Raw genomic sequence first — 25,165 nt, 5'->3', positions numbered from 1 at the left:
AAAGTATGATCTCGCCCGTTTATTTCTCAATAATAAGGAAAAGCGTATGAAATGTCATCGCCTGAATGAGGTACTGGAACTTTTGCAGCCTTACTGGTCTAAAGACTCCGATTTATCATTAATGCAAATTTTACAAAAAATCGCCGATGAAGCCGGGTTTGATAAGCCCCTCGCGGAATTGTCCGATGAAGTCATTATTTACCACCTGAAAATGGCGGGTAAAGATAAATTCGAGCCGATTCCCGGTATTAAAAAAGATTACGAAGAAGATTTCAAAACCGCGCTATTAAAAGCACGCGGCATTATTAAATAAGACAGGATTACAAAATGAAAAAATGGTTATTTTTAGCGCTGGCGGCGGCTTTCTCCTTCTCTGCCCAAGCCCAAGAATTAACGGAAAACAAAGAATATGTGGTGGTGGAAGGGCAAAAACGCAGTGCACAACCTGAAGTGATTGAATTTTTCTCTTTTTACTGCCCGCATTGTTATTCCTTTGAAGCGCAATACCACATTCCACAAAAAATTGCCGAATCCTTACCGGAAGGTACATCATTCAAGCAATATCATGTGGATTTCTTAGGCCGCCAATCTGAAAATCTCACTCGCGCTTGGGCATTGGCCATTGCCATTAATGCCGAAGAAAAAGTCAAAATGCCATTATTTAAAGCCGCACAAGCCAACACCTTAAAATCCATGGATGACATCCGCCAAATCGTCATTGATAACGGCGTATCTGCCGAACAATTTGACGGTGGCATCAACAGTTTCGCCGTGAACGGTTTGGTCACCAAACAACAAAACCTGGTCGAAAAATACCAAGTACGCGGCGTGCCGGATTTTTATGTTAACGGTAAATATCGTGTGAACATGGAAGGCTTGGCGCACGATGAAAATCGTTTTGTGGACGAATATGTACAAACCGTAAAAGGTTTATTGCAAAAATAACAAAAAATTGGTTTAATGCCTGCCGATTTTATTTTCTACACGTATTTTAGAGGATTATATGGCTGAGAGTTTTAGCGTAACCCGTCGTTTTTTCGACGATAAAAATTATCCGCGTGGCTTTGCCCGTCACGGTGATTACACCATCAAAGAAGCACAAGTATTAGAACAACACGGACAAGCCTTCCGTGCATTGGATGCGGGCGAACGTAAACCGGCAACCAAAGAAGAGAAAGACTTCGTGGCTTTCTGTCGCGGTGAACGTGCAGCGGAAACTTTCTTCGAGAAAACCTGGAATAAATATCGCAGCCGTATTTCCACCAACAAACGCCTTTACACCTTATCCGGCGTGGTTGGCGTGGATAATCTGGACGACTACTCGGCAGACTAAATCACTTAAATAACAATCAGAAGGCTTGGAATTCCGAGCCTTTTGTTTTACTTATCACCATGCAGAATTTACCCGTAACCCACTATTCCGCCCTGCTTGCAGAAAAACAAGAAAAACTGACCGCACTTTTGGCGCCATTTAACGCGCCTGATTTGCAGGTGTTCGCCTCGCCTACACAACATTTCCGTATGCGCGCGGAATTTCGCATTTGGCACGAAGGCGATGATTTCTACCACATTATGTTTGACCAACAGAGCAAACAACGTTATCGGGTAGATAATTTTCCTATCGCAAGCGAACTCATCAATCGCATGATGACGGCGTTGTTGCCGTTGTTAAAACAGCAAACGGTATTACACCACAGACTGTTCCAAATCGATTATTTAAGCACCCAAAGCCAACACATTATCGTCAGTTTGTTGTATCACAAAGCCTTGGATGAAGAGTGGCAAACTGCTGCGCAAACCTTGCGTTCGCAGTTACAGCAGCAAGGTTTTAACGTGCAAATTGTCGGGCGTGCCAGCAAACAAAAAATTTGTCTGGAACAAGATTATGTGGATGAAATCCTACGCGTTCACGGTAAAGACTACATTTATCGCCAAGTGGAAAACAGCTTCACGCAACCGAATGCGACAGTGAATAGCAAAATGTTGGAATGGGCGGTAGATTGCACCCGCAATAGCCACGGGGATTTATTGGAGCTTTATTGCGGCAACGGCAACTTTTCTATCGCATTAGCGCAAAATTTCCGCAAGGTGCTGGCCACAGAAATTGCCAAACCTTCGGTAGCCGCCGCGCAATTTAACATCGCGGCGAATCAGATAAACAACTTACAAATCATCCGAATGTCAGCGGAAGAATTCACGCAAGCGATGCAGGGCGTGCGCGAATTTAATCGCTTAAAAGGCATTGATTTGAAAGCCTATGAATGCAACACCATTTTCGTTGATCCGCCACGGGCCGGCTTAGATGCGGATACCGTTACACTGGTGCAACAATATGAGCGCATTTTGTATATTTCCTGCAATCCGCATACGCTATGCGACAATCTGCAAACGCTCAGCCAAACCCATCGTATTGAAAAAGCCGCATTGTTCGACCAGTTTCCTTACACGGAACACATGGAAGCTGGCGTTTGGTTGGTGAGAAAAGAATAAACATGAACATCCAACTCCTCTGCGAAACAAAAACACCGCAAAAACCAACCGCACTTTTTGCCGAAGCCGGCTTAACGCACGATCCGAACAGCCCGTTGGCGTTAGTATGGACGGAAGCGGAAGGCACAGAACGCTTGGAATTACGCAAATTAGACGAACCGAAACTGGGTGCGGTGTTTGTGGATTTTGTCGGCGGCACTATGGCACATCGCCGCAAATTTGGCGGCGGGCGTGGAGAAGCGGTGGCAAAAGCGGTTGGCATTAAACAAGATAATTTACCGACAGTCATTGACGCCACGGCAGGCTTAGGGCGTGATGCCTTTGTATTGGCGGCGCTCGGTTGCCAAGTGAAACTCGTTGAACGCCACCCGGTCGTTCGTTTGTTATTACAAGACGGTTTGCAACGTGCTTATGCCGATGAAGAAATCGGCCCTTGGATGCAACAAAATATGCAACTGTTGCCTTATCAACACATCAATCAACTGAATCCTGACACGGATTTCGCTGATGTGGTGTATCTCGACCCTATGTACCCACACAAAGCCAAAAGCGCCTTGGTGAAGAAAGAAATGCGCGTGTTTCAACATTTGGTCGGTGCCGATTTAGATGCGGACGAACTGCTTGCGCCCGCACTCCAACTCGCCCGTCAGCGCGTCGTAGTTAAGCGCCCCGACTACGCCGACTTTCTCGCGCAAAAAGCACCGCACTTTTCCCGCGACACCAAAAACCATCGCTTTGATGTGTATGTGAAGCATGGGTAGTTTAATTTTCATACAAACTTTGTGATCTACCCTTCATTTTTTACATAAAACTTTACAACGTTTTCTTTTAATACAATAAAATGAAACTTGTTATCATTTTTATTTTTTGGAGGAAAGCATGATATGTTTTATTGATACTAAAACGGGTTCCGTTGCCACAATCTTAATGTTCGCTTTGTTAGGATTGCCTTTCTCAACCCTCGCCGATCAAAATTCCGATTCAACCACATTAGATACCATCAACGTTAACGCATCGGCGGAGGCTAAAGCAGATGCTGGAAAAGACGAGGTTTACAGCAAAAACAATGTCACTGAATACAAAAGTAAAAAGGAAATTGAAACTTATCACGGTCAGTCAGTCGCCGATTTGTTGAGCGGTGTGACCGGTGTGTACAGTGGCGATGCACGTAATGGCGGTGCGATTGATCCTATTATTCGTAGTTCTTGGGGACAAGGTCGGATTCCTGTATTAGTTGATGATACTGAACAGGCGATTACCATTTGGCGCGGTTATTCCGGTGTAAGCAATCGTAACTATCTTGATCCATTTTTAGTGAGTGAAGTGAATGTGGAAAAAGGCCCCAATTTAGACCGCACTTTGCGCTCCGGGGCGGCAGGCACGATTCGTATGTCGACGCTAAATCCTGATGAGATCATTAAGCCTGGTAAAAAATGGGGTATTGAACTTAAAACGGAGACCGCCAACAATTCCATTAAAGCTCGTCCTTATGAAGGTGTACCTATTGGTCAGGATTATCGACTTGTTTCACCAGACGGGCGTGCAGAATTAGCTGAATGGGCGTTGTATTTTAAAGATGATGATCGGATTAGCCCAAGAAAAAAAGGCAGAAACAAACCTTTACACGATAATGCCATACGTTTGGCGTTAGCCGCAAAAGATGATGGTTATGAAGTCTTAGGGGCGTATGCTTATCGTAACAAAGGAAATTATTTTGCCGGTAAACGGGGAGGGAAAAAATACGGTGAAGGAACAACCGGCCCGCTTGATTTAGATAAAAACTCCGATGACCCTTATATTCCACTCATTGCTCGAATTTATAAACCGGGTGAAGAAGTACCAAATACATCTTATGAAAGCCGATCTTGGTTATTAAAGGGGAAACTCCACTTTAATAAATATGCTTCACTTTCTGCGAACTTCCGAGACACGCAAATAAATTATGGTGACATAATGCCTTCCCGACTTGGCTATAACTATGCTGCGCGTAATACCGTCACACAATGGCCACTAGCAGATGTAAAACAAAAAACAGGTAATGTTGAGTTTTCCTATAATCCTCCCGATAACAAATGGCTTGATTTAAAAATAGGTGTCTGGGCAGTAAAAAATGATACGGCAACTAATACATCGGGCGGCTCACCGGGCGATGTACTTTTTAGTGATTATAATACTCAAATGATTGGTACTTTATCTCAAATTGATCTCGCAAATGAGTTTGGTGATAAAGCCTATGAATTAGATCAAGTGAAAGATCCCGTTGAATATAAACGTATAAAAGATCGTTTTTACGAAATTTTTAATAGCAAAATAAAGGAATATATGAAAAACCCTAAATTTAAAAATATTGATGGAATTTTTAATACTCAACCCGCGCAAGTGCAATTTGCCCGTGATAATCATATGGGAATAACTTTTAGCAATGTCACGGAACTAAGTCCAAAACTTCGCTTCAGCATCATGACAAATTATCGTCGTGAAACTTTAGACAGTACCAATGTTTATGAGCTTTGGGATAAATATCAACTTACTGCATTTAATCAATACGAGACTGATGCTAAAACAGAAGGGGAACAACTTACCTGTGTGGAAGGCGATTTACATGGTATTTGCCGAGTATCAAACTCTGCTCGTTCAGGAAATCGAAAAGGCAACCGAAATGAATTTAATGCAGGCTTCAAATTTGAATATTCACCAACCGATTGGTTATTACTGACTGCCGGGATGAAATATACCCATTACAAATCTAAAGATCGCGGTTTGCAGGAAAAAATTGCAAATTTAAAACAAGAAGAAGTATTAACCGAATCACGTATTCCATTTACAGTAAGAAAATTGAAACAAGTCGCCCCTGAAATAACACAAGACTATATAAATTTTGGAAGAAAAAATCATTTAAGAGCTTCACTTGAGGAAGAATTTGAAAAATTATATCCAATACCTGCTGATGATTCACCAGAATTACAAAAATGGCTTGATGATCGTGATGAGTATGTTGTTTCACATGGCTGGACTCCAACCACAGATGAGGAATATGATAGTTGGTCACAGCTCAGTGGTAATAATAGTCAATGGGATGAATCAGCAACGCAGACTATTTATTGGGAACGGGATGAATATGGTAATTTTTCTGTTGAGCATTTTCCGCTTACGGATGGACGTATTACAAAAGAAATGTTAGAAAAAAAAGTAATCCATCCACAAACCGGGAAAGAAGATTATTTATATGACATTAGTGCTGATTTTTCCGGTTCGCCAGAAAAAACACCAATAACCAAAGAACAGTGGGAAAAAATGAAAAAGGCCGAGCGTAAAGATCACGCTTGGGCACCTTCCTTTAGTGCTACCGCATTTTTAAGTGATAACGCCAGAATTTATGTGCGCTATGATGAAACCAAACGTATGCCGAGTATTTTTGAAGATACCATTGGCTATTCCATTGATATTCTCACGCCACTTTATAAACGCAAACCGGAACACAGCAAAAATATTGAAGTGGGCTATGTACATGATTTACGTGGTTTCTTCCCAAGTTTACGCCGTGCGGATATTCGCCTAAATTGGTACAAAAACACTACGAAAAATATTTTTGACCGTGATATTAATTATGAGATGAAGCAGTTTGATAAACGGATTTTAGAAGGTATAGAATTATCCGCTCGTTATGATCAAGGTCGCATCTTCGGTGATATCGGTATTAGCTACAACATCAAAAATAAATTCTGCGATAAAAGTTCAGCAATTCGAGATGTTGGTGGTATAGGTGATATACATACATTTGAAGCCTATCCCGAATGTGTTAATGGTGGTAATGAAAACGGCTACTTAAAAAATGCCATTTTGCCGAAATACAGCATTACCTCAAATCTTGGTGTACGTTTCTTAGATGAGCGATTAGAAGTTGGCACCCGTATGGTATATCACACTAATGTGAAAGAAACTCGTAACAAATCTTTACGTGATGCAGGCTGGTTTGCCAATAGCAATAACAACCCACGTTGGCAGCCAGTGTTCTTGGTTGATGCGTATATGAACTATAAATTCAATGACACTTTCGCCGCCACCCTTTCCGTCACCAACTTAACGGATCGTTATTACCTCGACCCAATGACCCGCTCCTCCATGCCGGGCCCAGGCAGAACCGTGAAGTTGGGTTTGACGGCAACCTTCTAAGCAAAAGTGCGGTGAAAATTCATCGTAAATTTTGACCGCACTTTCGTTATTAATGCTCGTTTCTTAGCTAGCTAGTGCCGATTGCAATCTCCCCTGATTCTGCGCTAAAACGGTTTCCGCCTGCGCTTTATCTAATCCGCTCAACAACATCATGATGGCTAATTTGGCGTTGCCGTTGGTGGTGTGTAAGGTTTGTTCGGCGGTGATTTGGTCGCAGTTGGTGGCTTGCATGACGATACGAATGGCGCGGGCTTTAAGTTTTTGGTTGGTAGCTTGCACGTCCACCATGAGGTTTTGGTAGCATTTACCGAGACGGATCATGGCGGCAGTAGTAAGCATATTCAGCACCATTTTTTGTGCCGTGCCTGATTTTAAGCGACTGGAGCCCGTCAACGCCTCGGGGCCAACAACGGTGGTGATGGCGATGTCGGCAATGTCGCTCATAACGGCATTCGGGTTACTGACTAAGGAAACCGTGGTGGCGCCAAGTTGTTTGGCATAGTTTAAGCCACCGATGACATAAGGCGTACGACCACTGGCAGCGATACCCACCAGCACATCCTTGCGACTAAAATTAATATGGCATAAATCCTGTTCGCCCGCCGCCAAATTGTCTTCCGCACCTTCCACGGCGTTGCGCAATGCAGTTTCGCCACCGGCAATTAATCCCACTACCATACTTGACGGTATACCAAACGTCGGCGGGCATTCAGAAGCATCCAGCACGCCAAGGCGACCGCTGGTACCGGCGCCCATATACACCAAACGGCCGCCTGCCTGAAATGCCGCCACAATGCGTTCTACCGCCTGCGCGATTTGCGGCAGATTTTTTTCCACCGCCAACGCCACCAATTTGTCTTCGTTATTTAATAAGGTCACGATATCCAGCGACGACAAGGAATCAATGTGCAGGGTATTTGGGTTGCGTTGTTCGCTTAGCATCTTTTCAAGGCTATTTAATAAATTGTGTTCGCTCATACGTGTTTCTCCGCCGGAAAAATAGCGCCCAAACTGACCGCATTTTTGGCGCCGGTCACGCTTGGTAGGTTGGAAGGTAGGTTATGAATGCGTTGATAAGCAAGCCAGGCAAACGCGGCGGCTTCTACATAATCAATATCCAATCCGACATCATCGGTTTTGTGCAACTGCCAGTTTGGCAACAAGGCTTGCAGGCGGGTCATCAATGCCCCATTTTTCGCGCCACCGCCACAAACCAACAAACGAGGTGGCAACGGTATTGCTATTTGGCGCAAGGCAAGAGCAATGCTTTGTGCGGTGAATTCAAGTAAGGTGGCTTGCACATCTTGTGGCGGGATGTCGCCTTCAAGTGCGGTGGTTTTAGCGAGCGTTTTTTCAAGCCACGCTAAATTGAATAACTCGCGCCCGGTGCTTTTCGGCGGCGGCAGTTGGAAATAAGGTTCATCCAACATTTTTGTTAATAAATCCGACCGCACTTTGCCCCCGCGCGCCCATTGCCCGTCAGCATCAAAAGTATGACCAAGATGGCGGGCTATCCAACCATCCATTAGCGCATTGCCCGGGCCGGTGTCGTAGCCGATGATTGGTTGATTCGGCAACAGCACGGAAATATTACTAATGCCACCGATATTCAACACCACCGTCGCCCACTGTTCGTCATAAAATAACGCTTGGTGGAAGGCGGGCACCAACGGCGCCCCTTGTCCGCCAAACGCCATATCTTTACGCCGAAAATCCCCGACGACATCAATGCCCGTGCGTGCGGCAAGCAGGTTCATATCACCTAACTGCATGGTGAACGGAAAATCGCCCGACGGCGCGTGCCACACGGTTTGTCCGTGGCAGCCGATAGCGCGGATGCGATGCGGTTGAAGGTGGTGTTCGGCGAGGAAGCGATTCACGCTGTCGGCATACAATAATGCCAAACGTTGATCCAACTCACCTAATTGTTGCAATGTGGTGCTGCCCTCAGAAACTAATTGCAATAAATCTTGTCGTAAATCCGTTGGCATCGGCGTAAATTGACCGACGATAAATTGCGGTTGTTCAGCAAATGCCATCAGAGCTATGTCCACACCGTCCAAACTGGTGCCGGACATGATGCCAAGATAATATTCCTGTTGCATTTTGCACTTGTCCTTAACTTAACTCAAAATTGCAAGAATGATATACTAGCGCGCAATTTTTAGCGAACAAAAGAGAAAATTTATGACAACTCAAGCTCTCAGCGTAGTTATCCTCGCCGCCGGAAAAGGCACCCGTATGTATTCCGATTTACCGAAAGTGTTACACCCGATTGCGGGCAAACCGATGGTAAAACATGTTATCGACACCGCCAAACAATTGGGTGCTCACAACATTCATTTGGTCTATGGCCATGGCGGCGATTTAATGCAACAACGATTAGCAAACGAGCCTGTCAACTGGGTTCTGCAAACGGAACAACTTGGCACCGGCCATGCTATGCAACAAGCAGCGCCATTTTTTGCCGATGATGAAAATATTTTAATGCTTTATGGTGATGCCCCTCTCATTACCAAGGCAACCTTGGAAAAACTCATTGCCGCTAAACCTGACAAAGGCATTGCGCTACTCACCGTGGTGTTGGACAACCCGACAGGTTATGGTCGCATTCTGCGCGAAAACGGCAATGTCGTCGGCATCGTAGAACAAAAAGATGCAAATGCCGAACAACTCAAAATTCAAGAAGTGAACACCGGCGTGATGGTGTCTGATGGTGCTTCTTTCAAAAAATGGCTGACACAGTTGGATAACAACAACACCCAAGGCGAATATTACATGACCGATGTTATCGCTTTGGCAAATCGTGACGGTTGCCAAGTGGCTGCCGTACAAGCCGCCGACTTAATGGAAGTGGAAGGCGCCAACAATCGCCTACAACTGGTTGCACTTGAGCAATATTTCCAACAAAAACAAGCGTGTGAATTATTACTTGCCGGCGTAATGTTGCTTGATCCGAACAGCTTTAAATTGCGTGGTGAACTCACCCACGGCAAAGACGTAGAAATCGACATGAACGTGATCTTAAAAGGCAAAGTGCGGTTAGGAAATCGGGTGAAAATCGGCGCAGGTTGTGTACTCACTAACTGCGACATCGGTGATGACGTAGAAATCAAACCATATTCCGTGCTTGAAGATACTTCCGTGGGTGCAAATGCCGCTATCGGCCCATTCTCCCGCTTACGCCCGGGCACAGAACTGGCTGAAAACACCCATGTGGGCAACTTTGTGGAAATAAAAAAAGCACAAATCGGTAAAGGCTCCAAAGTGAACCACTTAACCTATGTAGGCGACGCGGAAATCGGTAAAGATTGTAACATCGGCGCGGGCGTGATTACCTGCAACTACGACGGTGCCAATAAATTCAAAACCATCATCGGCGACAACGTATTTATCGGCTCCGACAGCCAACTCGTTGCGCCGGTCACCATTGAAAGCGGCGCCACCATCGGTGCAGGATCCACCATTCGTACGGATGTCAAACACGATGAACTGGTTACCACCCGTGTTCCGCAAAGACACATACAAGGTTGGGAAAGACCGAAGAAGAAATAATCCGTAACTAAAAAACGGCTTTCTGATCTGTCCCCCTAATTATTTGGTTGCCTCCAATTTTTTGGGGGCAGATCATATTTTTTATGACATGTTGGCCACGTTAAACCTCTGAGAGTGGAAAGCACCTCTGCTTATACCATTCGTACTCCGCATTATTTCCACGTTTGATTAGAGGAATAAATCACTGTCAGTGATTTATGAATCATTTTCCAAGAGAATCTTCCTGTCTGTAAATCTGGCCTTTGCTGGCATTCTTTCTTCAATCCGTTGACGATTGGTAGCTAGGGCTTGTTCGGTAGGGATGTAATCCAGCCATAATGCGGGATCGGTGCTGAGTTCTTGCGGCCAAATATATGTCACGTTGAAACCACGCGCTCTGCATTCGGCATGAAGCGCATCATAACGTTTCTTCAAGAAGGCCATTTTATTAAAGAAGAACCGTACATGGCCCTCACCCAATTTATATTCCGTCGGTTGGCCTTTTAGGTGAAATTTCCCTTTGGCAACAGCGTTAGGAATACGGGTAAGTTCGCGGTGTTCGGCAAGTAAATGTTGATCGCACAATTCACTCGGCGGGACAAGATTAATTCGGGTCATAAATCATCACAAAATCAATAAAGAGGCGTAATACTAGAAGAAATACAGGATGCCGTCCAGCTTATTTGTGTGGCACTAACATTACTTACACGCCAACAAGCTCAGAGGTTGTCATTTCAGCGTTGTGCTACGGCTACATAAATTTTGTTTTTTTTTGACCGCACTTTGAGGCCTATTTCATTACGGTAATCGTCCATTTAGCATCATCAATTTGTTCATAATTTGTCACTTCATAGCCTTCCTCGGCAGCCCATGCAGGGATAGCTTCTGTAGCTTGAGTACAATCAAACTCAATTTCTAAGCAATCTCCCTTATTTAGTTTTGCCATAGCTTCTTTCGCTTCAACTAAAGGAAAGGGACAAACAAGCCCCAATGTAGGTAATTTAACAATCATTTTATACTCCTAGACGTTATGCTTTAACTGTTTTAAACGCTGTGGGCGAATAATCGTAAAATAGGCGGCAACCCAAGTCCCCAGTATCATTAATGGCAATGAAATCCAACCTTGCCAAGAAAAAAAGGCAGTTTCCACCAAGCCATTACCTATAGAACATCCTCCGGCAAGAGTCGCACCAATCCCCATTAAAATACCACCCAACGCACTACGTAAAATCGTGGTCACATCCGGTACACGAATTCGAAACTCATTACTGCCTTTGGCACCAATGAAAGAACCGACAAAAATACCAAGCACTAAAAAGACGCCCCAGTTAATAAATTTATCGTCACCGGTCACTAAATATTGCATGATGTTAGCAGAGGGGCCGGTAATGCCTAAGCCAAATTCCCGCCCTGTTGCAACACTGAGAGGCCATGCTAATAAAGCGATTAAGCCAATTAATACCGCAGAAAAAAACGGATGCCAGCGCTTTTCAAATAATAAATGCGCAAGACCATGTTTCTTCGGTTTTAAGGTCGCCATTCTCGGTGCGGGCTTGCTTAAATGCTTGTACACATAATAGAGAGTAACAAACGTCAACAACGCAACCAGCCACCAAGGTGAAATGCCCAAAGTGCTATAAATATTTCGTTGTTCAATATTAATACGACGCAACGCATTATTAAATTCACCCAATGGCCCCGTTCTCATTATCGCGCTCAGTAACATATACGTGAATAAAGCCACCCAACTGCCAATTAATCCTTCTGCTGCGCGATACCAGGTTCCGGTGGCACAACCTCCGGCCAATACAATACCGATACCAAATACAAATGCCCCCAGAATCACGGCCAAAAAGGCAAAATTTTCAGCCGGTTCAACGTTCAATACGCCAATCTCTTTTAACCCAAAGAAACCTATTGATTGCACCGTAATGGCTAATAAAAGCGCTATAAACATTTTGTTATTTTTAGTGACATACAGATCGCGAAACGCACCGGTAATACAAAAACGTCCACGTTGCATAACAAACCCAAGTAATATACCGCAAAGTAACCCAGTCAAAAGCATAACCTTTCCTTTATCACAATAATGTTGGCAAACATTTTCTAAAAAAGGCAAAGCAACATGCCAATAACTTTTTGCTAGGAGATATATTTTTTGGTTCTAAAAAAACACATGAAAAAATCACCGCACTTACCAAGAGAACATAGTGTTCGCGTTACCGGCATATCCTGTGATAGGAACAAAGAACACCAAAAGATTATCATCAGGCATCATTCCCATTATTTACGACAATGTGTAAAATCCTGATCAATGTCTATAAACCTCAAAGGGATTTCCATATGAACCACCTCCGCATTCATCTTCAACTTATCGGTATGGCTGTTTTGTGGGGAGCATCTTGGCCTTGGGGGCGGGTAGTGGCACAGACCATGCCAACTTTCACAGCGTCGGCAAGCCGCTTTTTTATCGCTGTGATTCCCCTGCTGATTTGGCTTTATGTAGCGACACGTTTTCGCTATGTGAAACAGCTTCGTCGAAGTCAGTGGATTGGCTTATTTTTTACCGCTGTCTTAGGAATTTTTGCCTACTCCACCTTTTTCATCTGGGGGCTAAAATATGTGCCGGCGGGGCAGGCAGCGATAATTGTCACGAGCAATCCGGTATTCACGATGATTTTTGCTATTTTCTTATTTAAGGAAAAATGGAATATTTGGGTGTTGTTAGGAATGGTCATTGCGATAAGCGGTCCATTAATTGCTATCAGTAAAGGCCATCCGTTCGAGATGTTGGACGCTTTAGGATTTGGACAGTTTTTGCTTATCTGTGCCCTATTCTGTTGGGTAAGTTATACCCTATTGGCACGTAAAGTATTATTTGGCATCGACTCACTCACCGCCACTACCATTTCGTCTGTATTTGGTTTTATTTTGCTGCTAATTGCTGCATTGTGCGTAGAAAATGTAGAAGATTGGAATACGCTCCTGAGCCTTTCACAAAGCACTTGGATGAGTTTAATCGGTTTGTCTTTAGGATCGACCGTGTTGGCTTATGCTTGGTATTTTGACGGCGTCAAACATCTAGGTGCGGGAAATGCCTCTGCTTATATTATTCTTATCCCGATTTTTGGCATTATTTTTTCTGCCATCTGGTTAAATGAACAGGTGGATTCATCATTATTCATTGGCGGCACGCTCGCCGTGGCCGGGCTTGCCATCATGAATAGGGGCAGAAGTTTAATAAAATAATCACGTCCTAAAATGCAATTACGCTATTTTTCCTGCAACACCTTCAGCGCCGTCTGATATTCTTTTGATTGATCCAACAAAATCTTGGCGGCGGCACGCAATTTTTCAACATCGGAGGTCGGCAAATAGAAGGATGTGCCGATATTTAGCACCTCATTTTTCAGCTTGCCGTCAGGCAACTGCTTCAAACTCAAATTCACAAAATAAATCTGAATTTTCCTGCCCTTATGTCGCTTAGCGTATGCATTCCATTGTTCGGTAAATTTCTGCGAGTATTGCAAGGTCGATTCACTGGTTTTATTAATCGGCACACGAATGACCGTATTCACCACATCGGTAATGCCGGGAATGTCCGCCGATTTATCCATTTCCGTGGTGATTTCATTTTGTGCATTCACATTAACCACCACAATGTTGCGTAATTGGCTTTGCTCTAACATGGCATAAAGTTCTTCTAACTGCATTACATTGGATATATCCAACAAGCCGGCCAGACCTAAATTGTCCGTCAAACCACCGTCCACCAAATGTAAATAAGGGTGTGATTGCGTGTCTTGATAGCGGGTCACGTATGCCTTCATCGCCATCAAATTTTGTTGCGCTAACGAGCTGAGCTGATATTGCGATGTCATGCGCAAGGGGTGATAAAAATGACAATTTCCGCCATGATTATTTAGCGTGATTGGCGAGAAAATCAAAGGCACCGCACTTGATGCGGCCACGGCGCGGGCAATTTGCAAATCATTCAAATTCAGGCACAGCACATCGAAAAAATCTTGCGTAAAATTCACTTTCTGAGCTGCCGTCATATCTGTTGCGCTGATTACCGCAAAAGGGCCTTTACGTTGAGTAGCTAAATCGGCAAATTTTTTGTTCTTATATAACGTCAAATTCAGCCGTTCCTGCAACAAATCGCTACGGCCAAATTGCGAGGAGGTTAAACGGGGCATATTGGAAAGCGAAAAGACTTGCGAAATCAATTCCTTCTGAAGGTTTTTGTTTAAAAAATGCTCATTAAATTTGGGGATTACATCCCGCCCTTCCAAAGAAAAATAACCGGCCAACACAGCCCCGCCGGACACGCCATACACCACATCAATATTATCCAACAACGTATCGCCCTTTTCCGTCGGCCGAACCGGCGTGTTTTTAAACTGCTCCAACACACCATACCCTAATGAGGCCGCGCGTGATCCACCGCCGGAAAAAGTTACGATCAGCAAATTTTCTTTTTGTAGCGCCTGCTCCATGGCGGTACTTAAACGGTAACCTGTTTGCGGTTCGATTTGGGTAATGGTTTCAGTAGGTTGATAGGTCACCAGATTACAGGCCGATAGCCCGATAATGCAACTAACAAGCCATGTGAGATTAAAAGGAAAACGATGTTTCATAAGCGTGTGAATGGTAAAAATGGGCCTGAATGCATTCTACTGCTTTTGACCCGAAGGGGCAAAGTGCGGTGAGTTTTGCTTGTGTTTTTAGGCAAGAACGCTTTCTACCAATGTTAAGAATCTCACAAAACCGATGCTGCCCGAGAAAAATCCTTAAAAATGTTATCCCGATCACGTTCTACAAAAATTTTTTCGTTATAATTCCCAAATGATTTTCTTGAAGGAGAACAGCTGATGAACACAAAACAAATCGCCCATTATATTGATCACACCGCACTTACCGCCGAAAAAACCGATGCGGATATTCTAAAACTCTGTGATGAAGCCATTGAACATCAATTCTTTTCCGTTTGTATTAATTCTTGTCATATTCCTTTGGCAAAACAAAAACTTGCCGGCTCCAATGTAAAAATCTGCACCGTCGTCGGCTTTCCGTTAGGGGCTAATTTAAGTTCGGTCAAAGCCTTTGAAACCCAAGAAGCCATTACCGCCGGCGCCAATGAAATCGACATGGTCATCAATGTTGGTTGGATAAAATCGAACAAATGGTCGGCGGTAAAAGAAGATATTCAAACAGTTTTAAATGCCTGCAACGGCACGCCATTAAAAGTCATTTTAGAAACCTGTTTGCTCACCAAAGAGGAAATCGTACAAGCCTGCGAAATCTGCAAAGCCTTGAAGGTGGCTTTTGTGAAAACGTCGACTGGGTTTAATAAAGGCGGTGCAACAGTGGAAGATGTAGCATTAATGAAACACACTGTGGGCGACATTGGCGTGAAGGCTTCCGGCGGTATCCGAGATACGCAAACTGCCCTTGCTATGATTAAAGCCGGTGCCACTCGCATTGGTGCCAGTGCAGGTATTGCGATTATTCACGGCGTGCAGGACAGCAATAGCACTTATTAATTTACCTAAATTGGGAACACTACCATGGTTAAAAAACAACATTCACGGGTACAAAAGCTAGAATTCTTATTAAAGCAGATGGATAAAATTCATTTGCGTGACGCAGCGGAAATGTTAGATGTGTCGGAAATGACATTACGCCGTGATTTAAGCAATGATGGTAGCAACGTGGTGTTGTTAGGCGGTTACATTGTTATGAACCCGCAAAAAGTCGGCAATAATTATCAAATTTTCGATCAGCAAACACGCCATGTCACCGAAAAAATGCGGGTGGGCAAGCTGGCAGCCTCCTTGGTAAAAGACGGTGATGTGGTATTTTTCGACTGCGGCTCCACTATCCCTTTTATTATTTCGCAGATTGATCCGTCCATAAAATTCACCGCACTTTGCTGTAGCATCAACAGCTTCATGGCATTGCAGGACAAACCCTACTGCGATGTCATTTTGTGCGGCGGACATTATTCACGACACAACTCCTTATTTGCCTCCATACGGCTTGACAACGAGCTGGACGCCATTTGTACCACCAAAGCCTTTATTTCCGCCGCCGGCGTGGACATCAAACAAGGCGTCACTTGTTTTAGTTTGGAAGAAGTGAAAGTGAAACAAAAAGCCATGGCAAAAACTCAACAGACGATTTTGGTTTTTGATCACCACAAAGTGCATAAAACCCAACAAGGTTACATTGGCGAACTAACGCAGTTTGATTTACTGATCTCCAACCAACCGCTCCCCTCCGCCTTCGGCGATGTCCCACAACTACAAATAAAATAACAACAAAAAAGCCTTGAGAGTTTTGATTCTCAAGGCTTTGTTATTTTCCGGGGTCAGTTGAATTTGCATTTAATATCTATTGATATGCAATAGGAAAGTTAAAGTTAAATTCAAATTCTTTTGATGTTACTTTCAGTGTTACTAAAAAGAAAAATCCCAAATTATGTAGCAGTTGCACTGTAGGAAATCGTTGCGTTGTTTACACCACAGGTTGAGAAAAATAAGCTTGCAAGACCTCAAACGGCGTATCGCCGTTCAAAATGCGGTGCGGCTTCAGATTTCGCGAACGATGAGGAATTGGGGATCGTCTGCCAAATCAATCAAAAAGGCTTTAACACGCGCCTGCCAGAGTTCGCCGAAGCGTTTGAGTTCTTCTGCGGTGGCGGTGCCGCTGACGGCTTTGGGCATGATGTCGCGCATTTCGGAGGCGAAGGGCTGCATGGCGGTGTTGAGGCTAACGGTGACGATTTTGCCGTTGTCTTTGCGGCGTAGGGTTAGCGTGCCTTCGATGTCGGCATCGAAACTCAACAGGTTGCGGCGGGCGAAGCGTCCTTGCGGGCCGATACCGCCGAAGCCGGTTTCGGGAGCGGCGCCGGTTAAGAGTTGGACAACGGATGCGGTAACGCCGACCGTGCCTTCGTCGCGCGCGCCCTGCATGGTGGCTTCGATTCCACCGCGCTGCGGCAGGTCGCTGCCGTAAAGTGCTTTCAAGCCTTTGAGCGTCATGAGGTACGCGCCTGCGACGGTAGGACAGGAATGTCCGCACAGGCGGACGGCATCGGCGTAGCGATACTGCATGATGCCCTCCTCTGCCGCGCCGAGAAATTCGGCGAGCGCGTCTTGGACGGTCAGCGTCGGGGCTTGCTCGAAAAATTCGGGGAAATGTTCTTGAGTCATACGGTATCCTTTTACTTTAAAGAGGTCGTCTGAATATGTTTTCAGACGACCTTTGTGCTTATTTCAACAGGGTGCGTTTATCGTTGATAAACATTTCGGCAATTTTACTTGAACCGAACGAGTTGAGGTGGTTGGTATCGAAGTATACAGGCAGCCCATCTATGAATTTATCCGCGGGGATGTACTGCATAAAGTCCACCCATTGTACGCTGCGGTGCTGCTTGACGATTTTTTCGATTTCATCTTCCGACTTGGCGGAATCGCGGATTTCTCCCTTTTTATCCTCTGAAACATAATTGATGTCGATGCCAAGCTTTTGTTTCAGATAATAACGCCGCAACGGTAGCTGTCCGTCCATAGGCGTATCGGCCAAAACGTACACTTGCTTGCCCGCCTTCACGAAATCCTCCAGCATTGTGTTGAACCGTTCTAAAAATTCCGGTTTGGCGGTATGGAGGAACCAACGTTGAGAAATGATGATGACAGGATAGTCTTTGGTTTTTTGTTCGATAAAACTGTTATACGGATTGCAGCGGTCGGCACGGCGGTCGCTGTCGGGCAGGGTAAATCCGAACGCGGTGGCGCAGCTGTTGGACGTAATGACGTCTGCCGACCAGCCTTCTTTTTTGCCGACAATGTCGAGGAACGGGCTTAAATGGGCGGCATGTGAGTCGCCGATGACCAAAACTTCAGGCTTTTTGTTTGCCGTACCGACGGCGCAGTCGGTTTTGGTCAGCGTGTCTGCGCAAATTTTGCTTTCATCAGCCTTGTACAAAGTGGTTTCAAACGCGGCGGGTTTGCCGGTCATCAGGTAGGCTGTCGCGGGAATCAGTAGTGCGAAATAAGCCGCCATGCTCCATTTGAATTCCGCCGTCGTAAAATTCTTTACCTTCCGCGCCGGTGTTTCCACAAAATAATAAGACAACACCGACAACAGCAGCATGATGATGACAGCCAGTGCCGATGTAGCAAGCGGAAGCTGCGCGTCCATATAGATGTAACGCATCATCGCCAACACCACCCAGTGCCACAAATACAGCGAATACGAAATCAACCCGATAAACACCACAGGCTTGAGACTCAACAATTTGGATGTATTGAAACCTTCCTGCATCTGCAATGATTTGCCCGAATAAATCAAACCGCCGACCGCCGTACAGCAAAGCAGCCGTTCGATGTTTCCTGCGCCTGGCAGGACGCCGTAAGGCAGCACCAACGTGACGGCGATGACCGCCATCATCAGCCATCCGAATAGCGGTGTACTGGCTTTATCGTTTTGTTCGGCGAGCGGAATAAAGGCAAAAAGCGAACCGACCAACAGCTCATAAGCGCGTACATGCGGCAGGAAATACGCCTCCATGCCCAATGTCGGCAACAGCGAGGAAAACAGGCTGATGACAATTAGCAAAAGGATGAACGTCCGCGCATTGCGCCGTTTGCTGATACGGAAAAACAAAATCAGCAACGCGGGGAAAATAAAGTAAAACTGCTCCTCCAACGACAGCGACCAGATGTGCTGCAACGGCTTTTCCGTCGCGTCCGCATCAAAATAACCGCCACGACGGGCAAAGAACAGGTTGGCGGCAAACAGCAAGGCGAAGACGGCGGATTTGACGTATTGGCGCAAATCAAAAGATAAAAAGCAGACAGCGGCAACGACCGTTGTACAAAGCAGCACACAAACAAAGGCGGGCAAGATGCGTTTGGCGCGGCGTTTGTAAAACTCGAGAAACGAAAAGCTGCCGTCATGAATCTCGCGGCTGATAATGGTCGTTATCAAATATCCCGACAACACGAAAAACATATCCACACCCAAAAAACCACCCGGTAGCCATTGGGGATCGATATGAAATACAATGACCGATAAAACGGCCAATGCCCGTATCCCGTCCAAATCAGGACGATATTTCAACACTTTACTCATAACTCATACCTAATACTAATCTAAGTGATGTTTACTATGAGTATAAACTCGATATTTAGTTTCACGCCCCTATTAAATTTAAAGAGCATACAAAATCAAAATACAGTCTAGAGATGATAACTTACCGCCTGAATTCAGGCTCAAAAAGTTTTCAGACGACCTCATCATGAACGACCACCAACTGCTCCGTTACAGCCGCCACATCCTTTCCGACGAAATCGGTATCGAAGGACAGGAAAAAATCCTTGCCGCCCGCGTCCTTGTCGTCGGCTGCGGCGGGCTGGGTGCAGCAGCCCTCCCGTATCTCGCCGCTTCGGGCGTCAGCAAACTCATCATCGCCGATCACGACCCCTACGATGGTACGCGTTTCCTAACGCGTGCCTAAAACATCAATTTCATTTGATTCAGATTTTTACTATTTTCATGAATAACTTCAGTTTGCTTATTTTTTAGATAGATAAAAGTACGCGTCAGGAGGGGCGCGGTATCTGGGGAGCCGTTGGCAAAACTAACGTTCAAAATCCTTTCGATTTTGTCACTGCACTTTTTTGTCATTAGAAGAAAATGAAGAACTTGAACAGGTAATTACTTTATCGCCAAATATCACTATATTTTCCGGTGAAATTTATTCGTGAGCTTGCCTCGGGATTTTGCTAACTCCCAAACCACAATAGATTGTAATGGCACAAGCGTGGACGCTTGCTCCATCAGGAGACGCTTACGCTATCAGGATCTCATAGCACAACTAGGAAAACCTACTTCATTAGATGATTTGGCAGAACGCTATCCTTTTGCCGGACAAATCAACCTCAGCACAGGGAGAGCATGGCATTTCCCGCTGAATACTGACCAAGTGCTGAACCCTTGCCGTATCAACTTTTTAAGTACAGATTTATTCAGCTATTTACAGGCAGTATTGCAAGGAAAATCAGCAGGGATGTTGAGTGATTTCTTGTGTGAGCCTCATCTAAAACCCGGGCAGCTTGTTCGTTTATTTTCTGAAGTGGAGATTCAAAAATGGCAACTGTTTTTATACCGTCCATACGAAACCGTTACGCCACTAAGGGTATTGAAAGTATTTGAAATGCTTGAAGGGATTTTGAAAAAAGAATTTGAGAGATAGGCAAGTGGGCAGATTTTGAAAGGAATTTGCAAAAATGCTTTGAAATCTGACTGCACTTTTGTATTTGTTATTTAAAAACCGTTCTACCACGATCTATCTAGGGATGAAATTCATGATAAATTCCGAATATTTTTTTATTTTAATCAACGGCAGGAAATGCCCCATGTGGTCATGATTCCTCTTTGGAGGCGCGAGAATAGGCCTGTGCCGACACGGGGTTGGCGGTGTTACGTTCCGGTGATGCTGTGCCATTGATAGAAAGTGGCCAATTGAGCGTTGCTTTGCCTGAATACAAACTTCCTACTACCCTAAAGCCACTTTTTCAGCTACCCTTATCCTATATCTACACAGTTCCCCAAGGAGTTCCTCATGAACATCGCCATCACCGGTTCCAGCGGCAACATCGGCGGCATGGTCGCCCGACACCTCAACTCACGTGGCCTGCCGCTAATTCTGCCGCTGCGCAACCCCGCCAAAGCGCCCGTTCTGCCGAACTGTGAGGCGCGGCGGTTTGCCTATGGCGATTTGGAGCTTGCCAAGCAGGCGTTAAACGGGGTGGACGTGCTGTTTATGGTGTCCGCCGCCGAAAGCCCGACGCGCGAACAGGAGCATTTGACTTTGGTGCAGGCTGCTTCGGAAGCGGGCGTGAAGCATATTGTCTATCTCTCTTTTGCACAGGCGGCGTTGGATAGCACCTTCATGCTGGCGCGTACCCATGCGGTTACCGAAAATGCGATTCTGCAAACAAATATGCGCTACACCTTTCTGCGCGACAATTTTTACAGCGAGATGATGGCAACGATTGCCAATACAGACGGCATCATCGCAGGCCCAGCCGATAACGGGCGCGTTGCCTGCGTTTCTCAGCACGATGTTGCCCAAGCGGCGGCAAACGTTATCGCCGACATCGCATGCGGCAATCTCCGCCACGACAATCAGACCTACACGCTGACAGGCTCCCAATCATTAAGTTTTGCTGAAATAGCCGCCGTCTTAACCGAAATCACCGGCAAACCGCACCGCTACTACAACGAAACCCTAGAAGAAGCCTTCGCCAGCCGCAAAGCCGCGTACCCTGATACGCCCGATTGGCAGATTGAGGCATGGGTTTCCACCTACACCGCCATTGCCAAAGGCGAACTTGCTGCCGTTTCAGACGACCTGCCACAGTTGTTGGGACGCGCGCCGCTTAATTTTGAAGACGTAGTAAAGGCACAATATGCAAAATAATCTTATCCCATTTATCGAATTTCGTGGCGTAGGCAAGCAATATGACGGCAAATATGCCGTGCGCGATTTGGATTTGACCATTTATCAGGGTGAATTTTTCGTGTTGGTAGGCGGCTCGGGTAGCGGAAAATCCACCACTTTACGCATGATTAACGCGCTAATTGAACCGACCGATGGCAACGTTTATCTGCACGGCAAACGAATTAAAGACTACGACATCCGCCAGCTCCGCCACCAAATTGGTTACGTATTGCAGCAAATCGCCCTGTTCCCCACCATGACCGTCGCGGAAAACATCGAACTCATGCCAGACGTACTGGGCTGGCCGAAAGCCGAACGCAAAACGCGTGTGAATGAATTATTGGAGTTGGTGGAACTTGACCCTGCACACTACCGCGACCGCTATCCGCATGAACTTTCCGGCGGCGAACAGCAGCGCATCGGCATTTTGCGCGCCATTGCCGCCAAGCCCCAAGTACTGCTGATGGACGAACCGTTTTCCGCGCTCGACCCGCTGGTGCGCACCGTGCTGCAAGACCAAATTGCTATGATTCACCAAAAATTCGGCACCACTATCGTTTTCGTTACCCACGATATGCAGGAAGCCGCCAAACTCGCTTGCCGTATCGGTGTAATGCATAACGGCAAACTGGTACAAATCGGCACACCTGAAGAAATCAAAAAGCAGCCGGCAAACGATTATGTGCAATCGCTGTTTTCCACCGCCGACACACCCGATGCCGAACGCATCATCCACCAATTCTTACGGTTGGATAAACAGGAACAGGAAGCTGTGAGAAGGGCAGTGTTATGATGGTGAAGGCCGTCTGAAACCTCTTTCAAGGCGCTAACACCTTGCTGTAAAGCAAACATAAACATCTATTATTCAACATACTAACCATAAAATTTAAAACTATGTTCTCATCCCTAAACGTTACCCCGGAAGAACTCTGGCAAATGCTGCTTACGCATTTATGGCTTTCCGGACTGGCTTTGCTCGCGGCAGTGGCCATTGCCGTGCCTGCCGCCGTGTTGTTTGCGCGCAGACAGCGTGCGGCCGAAGCGGTATTGCAGTTCACCAATATATTGCAAACTATCCCATCTTTGGCGCTGCTGGGTTTGCTGATTCCGTTTGTCGGTATCGGTTCGCCGCCCGTATTGATTGCGCTCACGCTATACGCGCTGTTGCCGATTTTTCAAAATACCTATTTGGGGCTGACCCAAATCGACCAATCGATTCAAGATGCGTACACCGCATTCGGCCTGTCGCGTTGGCAGTCGCTGTGGCGGATTGAGCTGCCGATGGCTTTGCCTGCCATGATTTCGGGCATTCGCACGGCGGCAGTGCTGATTGTCGGCACGGCAACACTGGCGGCGTTAATCGGTGCAGGCGGTTTGGGCAACCTGATTCTGCTCGGCATCGACCGCAACAACATGACGATGACGTTTACCGGCGCATTGCTCTCCGCGTTACTGGCGGTCGGCGTAAGCGGCATTATCGGACTGTTGCAGAAATCGCGACGCAAATTGCCGATTATTCTTGCATTGGCGGTGGGCTTCGGTGCACTCGGTCTGTCGCAGATTTCATTTACGCCTGCCACAAAAAACGTGGTGATTGCCGGCAAAATGGGTAGCGAGCCTGATATTCTGATTAACATGTATAAATTCTTGATTGAGCGTGAAAATCCGAATATCAGAGTTACAGTCAAACCTAATTTTGGTAAAACCACCTTCCTGTTTAACGCACTGAATAGTGGTGAAATCGACATTTACCCTGAATTTACCGGTACGGTGCTAGAAGCCTTAGTACAAGCGCCAACTGAACAGAAGAACCGCCATCTGTCACCAGATGAAACCTATCAACGGGGCAAACAATTATTGGCGGAACAATATCGGCTGGAGTTTCTGCCGCCGATGTCTTATCAGAACACTTACGCGTTGGCGGTCAAAGAAAGCTACGGCGCGGCGCACCAACTGAAGACAATTAGCGACTTAAAGCAGGCTGCGCCCGATATCCGAGCAGGTTTCTCACTGGAGTTTACCGACCGAGCGGACGGCTACAAAGGCATGCAGGCAGCCGGTATCACGCTAAAACATATTGTTAGCCTAGAACCTGCCCTGCGCTATACGGCTCTGCTGAATGACAAAATCGACCTAGTAGAAGCCTTTTCTACCGATGCTGAGTTGAAACAATATCAATTGCGCCTACTGAAAGATGATATTTCTCTGTTTCCAGCCTATCAGGGCGCGCCACTGATGAAAGCGGAATTTGCCGAAAAAAATCCGCAAATTGTGACCGCACTTAACCGACTGGCGGGAAAAATCAGCGAAGAGGAAATGAGCGAGATGAACTACCGCGTAAAAGTGCAAGGTGAAAGCGCAGAAAACGTGGCGCGGGATTATTTGGAGAAAAATGGGTTGTTAGGAAAGTAAAATTGGCAGCAGGCTACCTGAAAGCATCAGATTCTTAGGGAGGTATTATGAAAGCCGTAAAAATCTACCAACCCGGTGGCCCGGAACAATTGATTTATCAAGACGTGCCAACACCTGATATCAAAGAGGGTTGGTCACTGGTGAAAATCAAAGGCTTCGGCATCAACCATTCCGAGATTTTCACACGCGAAGGCAAATCGCCGTCTGTCCAATTTCCGCGCATCTTGGGAATTGAATGTGTAGGCGAAGTGGCGCAAAGTTCCACGCCCGCGCTAGCGGTCGGACAAAAGGTCGTCTCTATTATGGGCGAAATGGGGCGTGCCTTTGACGGCAGTTACGCCGAATATGTGTTGCTGCCCAACGAACAAATTTACCCCGTTCATACCGATTTGGATTGGACAACCCTTGCCGCAATTCCCGAAACCTACTACACCGCATTCGGCTCATTACAGCAGCTTCGTATCGCGCCGCAAGATCGTGTGCTGGTGCGTGGTGCAGGCAGCGGCGTAGGCGTAGCCTTTGCACAGCTGCTCAAAGCGCAGTTTCCGCATATCATGCTGCACGGTTCAACGCGCAATCCTGCCAAAGCTGCCCGTTTGCAAGCGGTTGGATTTGACGAAGTGATTACTGAAGCCGATGGCAAACTGCAAACCGACCAACGCTATGACAAAATTCTGGAATTGGTCGGGCCGGCAACTTTGCGTGATTCTTTCTCCCACATCAACGAACACGGCATCGTCTGCAATACAGGGCAGCTTGGTAACATATGGTACGTAAACGATTTTGATCCGATTGTCGAACTCAAAAACAACAGCTATCTCACCGCCTTTTATTCGGGCAATGTGTCGCAAGCTAAGCTGGAGGCAATGTTTGACTATATCCGGCAGTTTAATGTGAAAATCTTAATTGAACGCGTGTTTACATTGGAACAAGTTCCCAAAGCCCACTGCTTTTTGCAAAGCGCGGACGGATTTGGGAAAGTGGTGGTGGTAAACGGATAAAGCTGTCTGTCTGCTGTCTAAAAACATCATCTGAAAACAG

24 protein-coding genes are annotated in these 25,165 nt (G+C 45.9%); 16 read left to right on the top strand and 8 right to left on the bottom strand.

The window, feature by feature from the left end; genetic code table 11:
* Positions 1-46 precede the first annotated feature (46 nt).
* The 6 genes from DK428_RS05275 (at position 47) to DK428_RS05250 (ending at position 6,663) form a co-directional block, all read left to right on the top strand.
* Entirely contained in the window at positions 47-313 is a 267-nt protein-coding gene (locus DK428_RS05275; protein ID WP_005701979.1) for a YihD family protein, read from the top strand.
* Between the two features lie 14 nt (positions 314-327).
* Positions 328-945, top strand: a complete 618-nt coding sequence (gene dsbA / locus DK428_RS05270) for a thiol:disulfide interchange protein DsbA (RefSeq protein WP_109064788.1) — start codon at positions 328-330, stop codon at positions 943-945.
* Positions 946-1,003: 58 nt separating this feature from the next.
* Positions 1,004-1,333, top strand: a complete 330-nt coding sequence (locus tag DK428_RS05265) for a MaoP family protein (RefSeq protein ID WP_109064787.1) — start codon at positions 1,004-1,006, stop codon at positions 1,331-1,333.
* Between the two features lie 59 nt (positions 1,334-1,392).
* Entirely contained in the window at positions 1,393-2,490 is a 1,098-nt protein-coding gene (gene trmA, locus DK428_RS05260) for a tRNA (uridine(54)-C5)-methyltransferase TrmA (RefSeq protein WP_109064786.1), read from the top strand.
* Between the two features lie 2 nt (positions 2,491-2,492).
* Positions 2,493-3,251 carry a class I SAM-dependent methyltransferase gene (locus DK428_RS05255; RefSeq protein WP_109064785.1) on the top strand — a complete coding sequence of 253 codons (759 nt, stop codon included), beginning with the start codon at positions 2,493-2,495 and terminating at the stop codon, positions 3,249-3,251.
* 118 nt (positions 3,252-3,369) lie between these two features.
* Positions 3,370-6,663 (top strand): TonB-dependent receptor domain-containing protein, encoded by a 3,294-nt coding sequence (locus tag DK428_RS05250; RefSeq protein ID WP_109064784.1) that lies wholly within the window; start codon positions 3,370-3,372, stop codon positions 6,661-6,663.
* A 63-nt stretch (positions 6,664-6,726) separates the two neighbouring features.
* Here DK428_RS05250 and murQ read toward each other — a convergent pair whose 3' ends face one another.
* Both murQ and DK428_RS05240 read right to left on the bottom strand, forming a co-directional pair.
* Positions 6,727-7,641, bottom strand: a complete 915-nt coding sequence (murQ, locus tag DK428_RS05245) for an N-acetylmuramic acid 6-phosphate etherase (RefSeq protein ID WP_109092127.1) — start codon at positions 7,639-7,641, stop codon at positions 6,727-6,729.
* Positions 7,638-8,768, bottom strand: coding sequence for an anhydro-N-acetylmuramic acid kinase (locus tag DK428_RS05240; protein WP_109064782.1), 1,131 nt, complete (start codon positions 8,766-8,768; stop codon positions 7,638-7,640). The genes murQ and DK428_RS05240 overlap by 4 nt, the downstream gene beginning before the upstream one ends.
* A gap of 82 nt (positions 8,769-8,850) precedes the next feature.
* On the opposite strand from DK428_RS05240, the gene glmU reads away from it, so the two are divergent.
* Complete coding sequence (glmU, locus tag DK428_RS05235; RefSeq protein ID WP_109064781.1) at positions 8,851-10,218, top strand: bifunctional UDP-N-acetylglucosamine diphosphorylase/glucosamine-1-phosphate N-acetyltransferase GlmU; 1,368 nt, start codon at positions 8,851-8,853, stop codon at positions 10,216-10,218.
* A 195-nt stretch (positions 10,219-10,413) separates the two neighbouring features.
* Here glmU and DK428_RS05230 read toward each other — a convergent pair whose 3' ends face one another.
* From DK428_RS05230 to DK428_RS05220, 3 genes are all read right to left on the bottom strand, one after another.
* Positions 10,414-10,815, bottom strand: a complete 402-nt coding sequence (locus DK428_RS05230; RefSeq protein ID WP_109064780.1) for a pyrimidine dimer DNA glycosylase/endonuclease V — start codon at positions 10,813-10,815, stop codon at positions 10,414-10,416.
* A 172-nt stretch (positions 10,816-10,987) separates the two neighbouring features.
* Positions 10,988-11,209: a sulfurtransferase TusA family protein gene (locus tag DK428_RS05225; protein ID WP_050692775.1), complete on the bottom strand. Its 222-nt coding sequence runs from the start codon at positions 11,207-11,209 to the stop codon at positions 10,988-10,990.
* A gap of 9 nt (positions 11,210-11,218) precedes the next feature.
* Positions 11,219-12,265: a YeeE/YedE family protein gene (locus tag DK428_RS05220; protein ID WP_109064779.1), complete on the bottom strand. Its 1,047-nt coding sequence runs from the start codon at positions 12,263-12,265 to the stop codon at positions 11,219-11,221.
* Between the two features lie 275 nt (positions 12,266-12,540).
* Between DK428_RS05220 and DK428_RS05215 the strand changes: the two genes are divergently transcribed.
* On the top strand, positions 12,541-13,446 hold the full coding sequence (locus tag DK428_RS05215; RefSeq protein ID WP_065295506.1) for a DMT family transporter: 906 nt from the start codon (positions 12,541-12,543) through the stop codon (positions 13,444-13,446).
* A 23-nt stretch (positions 13,447-13,469) separates the two neighbouring features.
* Here DK428_RS05215 and DK428_RS05210 read toward each other — a convergent pair whose 3' ends face one another.
* The gene (locus tag DK428_RS05210) at positions 13,470-14,837 is read right to left on the bottom strand and encodes a patatin-like phospholipase family protein (protein ID WP_109064778.1); all 1,368 of its coding nucleotides are present in this window, start codon (positions 14,835-14,837) and stop codon (positions 13,470-13,472) included.
* A gap of 234 nt (positions 14,838-15,071) precedes the next feature.
* Between DK428_RS05210 and deoC the strand changes: the two genes are divergently transcribed.
* Both deoC and deoR read left to right on the top strand, forming a co-directional pair.
* Complete coding sequence (deoC, locus tag DK428_RS05205; protein WP_109064777.1) at positions 15,072-15,743, top strand: deoxyribose-phosphate aldolase; 672 nt, start codon at positions 15,072-15,074, stop codon at positions 15,741-15,743.
* Positions 15,744-15,767: 24 nt separating this feature from the next.
* Positions 15,768-16,517 (top strand): DNA-binding transcriptional repressor DeoR, encoded by a 750-nt coding sequence (gene deoR / locus DK428_RS05200; RefSeq protein ID WP_109064776.1) that lies wholly within the window; start codon positions 15,768-15,770, stop codon positions 16,515-16,517.
* Positions 16,518-16,790: 273 nt separating this feature from the next.
* On the opposite strand, the gene DK428_RS05190 is transcribed toward deoR, so the two are convergent.
* Together DK428_RS05190 and DK428_RS05185 are read right to left on the bottom strand one after the other, a co-directional pair.
* Positions 16,791-17,414, bottom strand: coding sequence for an FmdE family protein (locus DK428_RS05190; RefSeq protein ID WP_109064775.1), 624 nt, complete (start codon positions 17,412-17,414; stop codon positions 16,791-16,793).
* A 58-nt stretch (positions 17,415-17,472) separates the two neighbouring features.
* Positions 17,473-19,338, bottom strand: a complete 1,866-nt coding sequence (locus tag DK428_RS05185) for an acyltransferase family protein (RefSeq protein ID WP_109064774.1) — start codon at positions 19,336-19,338, stop codon at positions 17,473-17,475.
* 166 nt (positions 19,339-19,504) lie between these two features.
* Here DK428_RS05185 and DK428_RS05180 point away from each other — a divergent pair, with 166 nt between their 5' ends.
* The 6 genes from DK428_RS05180 to DK428_RS05155 all read left to right on the top strand — a co-directional run bounded on the left by DK428_RS05180 (position 19,505) and on the right by DK428_RS05155 (position 25,125).
* Entirely contained in the window at positions 19,505-19,723 is a 219-nt protein-coding gene (locus DK428_RS05180) for a HesA/MoeB/ThiF family protein (RefSeq protein ID WP_204352450.1), read from the top strand.
* Positions 19,724-20,029: 306 nt separating this feature from the next.
* Positions 20,030-20,461, top strand: a complete 432-nt coding sequence (locus DK428_RS05175; RefSeq protein WP_239496886.1) for a LysR substrate-binding domain-containing protein — start codon at positions 20,030-20,032, stop codon at positions 20,459-20,461.
* Between the two features lie 369 nt (positions 20,462-20,830).
* Entirely contained in the window at positions 20,831-21,691 is an 861-nt protein-coding gene (locus tag DK428_RS05170) for an SDR family oxidoreductase (RefSeq protein ID WP_109064773.1), read from the top strand.
* Positions 21,681-22,505 carry an ABC transporter ATP-binding protein gene (locus tag DK428_RS05165; protein WP_109064772.1) on the top strand — a complete coding sequence of 275 codons (825 nt, stop codon included), beginning with the start codon at positions 21,681-21,683 and terminating at the stop codon, positions 22,503-22,505. The genes DK428_RS05170 and DK428_RS05165 overlap by 11 nt, the downstream gene beginning before the upstream one ends.
* 101 nt (positions 22,506-22,606) lie before the next feature.
* Positions 22,607-24,124, top strand: a complete 1,518-nt coding sequence (locus DK428_RS05160; RefSeq protein ID WP_109064771.1) for an ABC transporter permease/substrate-binding protein — start codon at positions 22,607-22,609, stop codon at positions 24,122-24,124.
* Positions 24,125-24,171: 47 nt separating this feature from the next.
* Positions 24,172-25,125, top strand: coding sequence for a zinc-binding alcohol dehydrogenase family protein (locus DK428_RS05155; protein WP_109064770.1), 954 nt, complete (start codon positions 24,172-24,174; stop codon positions 25,123-25,125).
* The last annotated feature ends 40 nt before the right edge of the window (positions 25,126-25,165 follow it).

Origin of the sequence: Aggregatibacter kilianii (assembly GCF_003130255.1) — a bacterium.
Taxonomy (GTDB): domain Bacteria; phylum Pseudomonadota; class Gammaproteobacteria; order Enterobacterales; family Pasteurellaceae; genus Aggregatibacter; species Aggregatibacter kilianii.
Note: the sequence above shows the minus strand (reverse complement) of the source record. Positions and strands in the feature narration are given on the sequence as shown.

Bases quoted from the DNA above. Each gene is read 5' to 3' on its own strand.
- DK428_RS05230 (WP_109064780.1), bottom strand. From the start codon at position 10,815: ATGACCCGAATTAATCTTGTCCCGCCGAGTGAATTGTGCGATCAACAT.
- DK428_RS05170 (WP_109064773.1), top strand. From the start codon at position 20,831: ATGAACATCGCCATCACCGGTTCCAGCGGCAACATCGGCGGCATGGTC.
- glmU (WP_109064781.1), top strand. From the start codon at position 8,851: ATGACAACTCAAGCTCTCAGCGTAGTTATCCTCGCCGCCGGAAAAGGC.
- DK428_RS05210 (WP_109064778.1), bottom strand. From the start codon at position 14,837: ATGAAACATCGTTTTCCTTTTAATCTCACATGGCTTGTTAGTTGCATT.
- dsbA (WP_109064788.1), top strand. From the start codon at position 328: ATGAAAAAATGGTTATTTTTAGCGCTGGCGGCGGCTTTCTCCTTCTCT.
- DK428_RS05180 (WP_204352450.1), top strand. From the start codon at position 19,505: ATGAACGACCACCAACTGCTCCGTTACAGCCGCCACATCCTTTCCGAC.
- DK428_RS05165 (WP_109064772.1), top strand. From the start codon at position 21,681: ATGCAAAATAATCTTATCCCATTTATCGAATTTCGTGGCGTAGGCAAG.
- DK428_RS05265 (WP_109064787.1), top strand. From the start codon at position 1,004: ATGGCTGAGAGTTTTAGCGTAACCCGTCGTTTTTTCGACGATAAAAAT.
- deoR (WP_109064776.1), top strand. From the start codon at position 15,768: ATGGTTAAAAAACAACATTCACGGGTACAAAAGCTAGAATTCTTATTA.
- DK428_RS05255 (WP_109064785.1), top strand. From the start codon at position 2,493: ATGAACATCCAACTCCTCTGCGAAACAAAAACACCGCAAAAACCAACC.
- trmA (WP_109064786.1), top strand. From the start codon at position 1,393: ATGCAGAATTTACCCGTAACCCACTATTCCGCCCTGCTTGCAGAAAAA.
- DK428_RS05160 (WP_109064771.1), top strand. From the start codon at position 22,607: ATGTTCTCATCCCTAAACGTTACCCCGGAAGAACTCTGGCAAATGCTG.
- murQ (WP_109092127.1), bottom strand. From the start codon at position 7,641: ATGAGCGAACACAATTTATTAAATAGCCTTGAAAAGATGCTAAGCGAA.
- DK428_RS05190 (WP_109064775.1), bottom strand. From the start codon at position 17,414: ATGACTCAAGAACATTTCCCCGAATTTTTCGAGCAAGCCCCGACGCTG.
- deoC (WP_109064777.1), top strand. From the start codon at position 15,072: ATGAACACAAAACAAATCGCCCATTATATTGATCACACCGCACTTACC.
- DK428_RS05220 (WP_109064779.1), bottom strand. From the start codon at position 12,265: ATGCTTTTGACTGGGTTACTTTGCGGTATATTACTTGGGTTTGTTATG.
- DK428_RS05240 (WP_109064782.1), bottom strand. From the start codon at position 8,768: ATGCAACAGGAATATTATCTTGGCATCATGTCCGGCACCAGTTTGGAC.
- DK428_RS05215 (WP_065295506.1), top strand. From the start codon at position 12,541: ATGAACCACCTCCGCATTCATCTTCAACTTATCGGTATGGCTGTTTTG.
- DK428_RS05250 (WP_109064784.1), top strand. From the start codon at position 3,370: ATGATATGTTTTATTGATACTAAAACGGGTTCCGTTGCCACAATCTTA.
- DK428_RS05155 (WP_109064770.1), top strand. From the start codon at position 24,172: ATGAAAGCCGTAAAAATCTACCAACCCGGTGGCCCGGAACAATTGATT.
- DK428_RS05275 (WP_005701979.1), top strand. From the start codon at position 47: ATGAAATGTCATCGCCTGAATGAGGTACTGGAACTTTTGCAGCCTTAC.
- DK428_RS05225 (WP_050692775.1), bottom strand. From the start codon at position 11,209: ATGATTGTTAAATTACCTACATTGGGGCTTGTTTGTCCCTTTCCTTTA.
- DK428_RS05185 (WP_109064774.1), bottom strand. From the start codon at position 19,338: ATGAGTAAAGTGTTGAAATATCGTCCTGATTTGGACGGGATACGGGCA.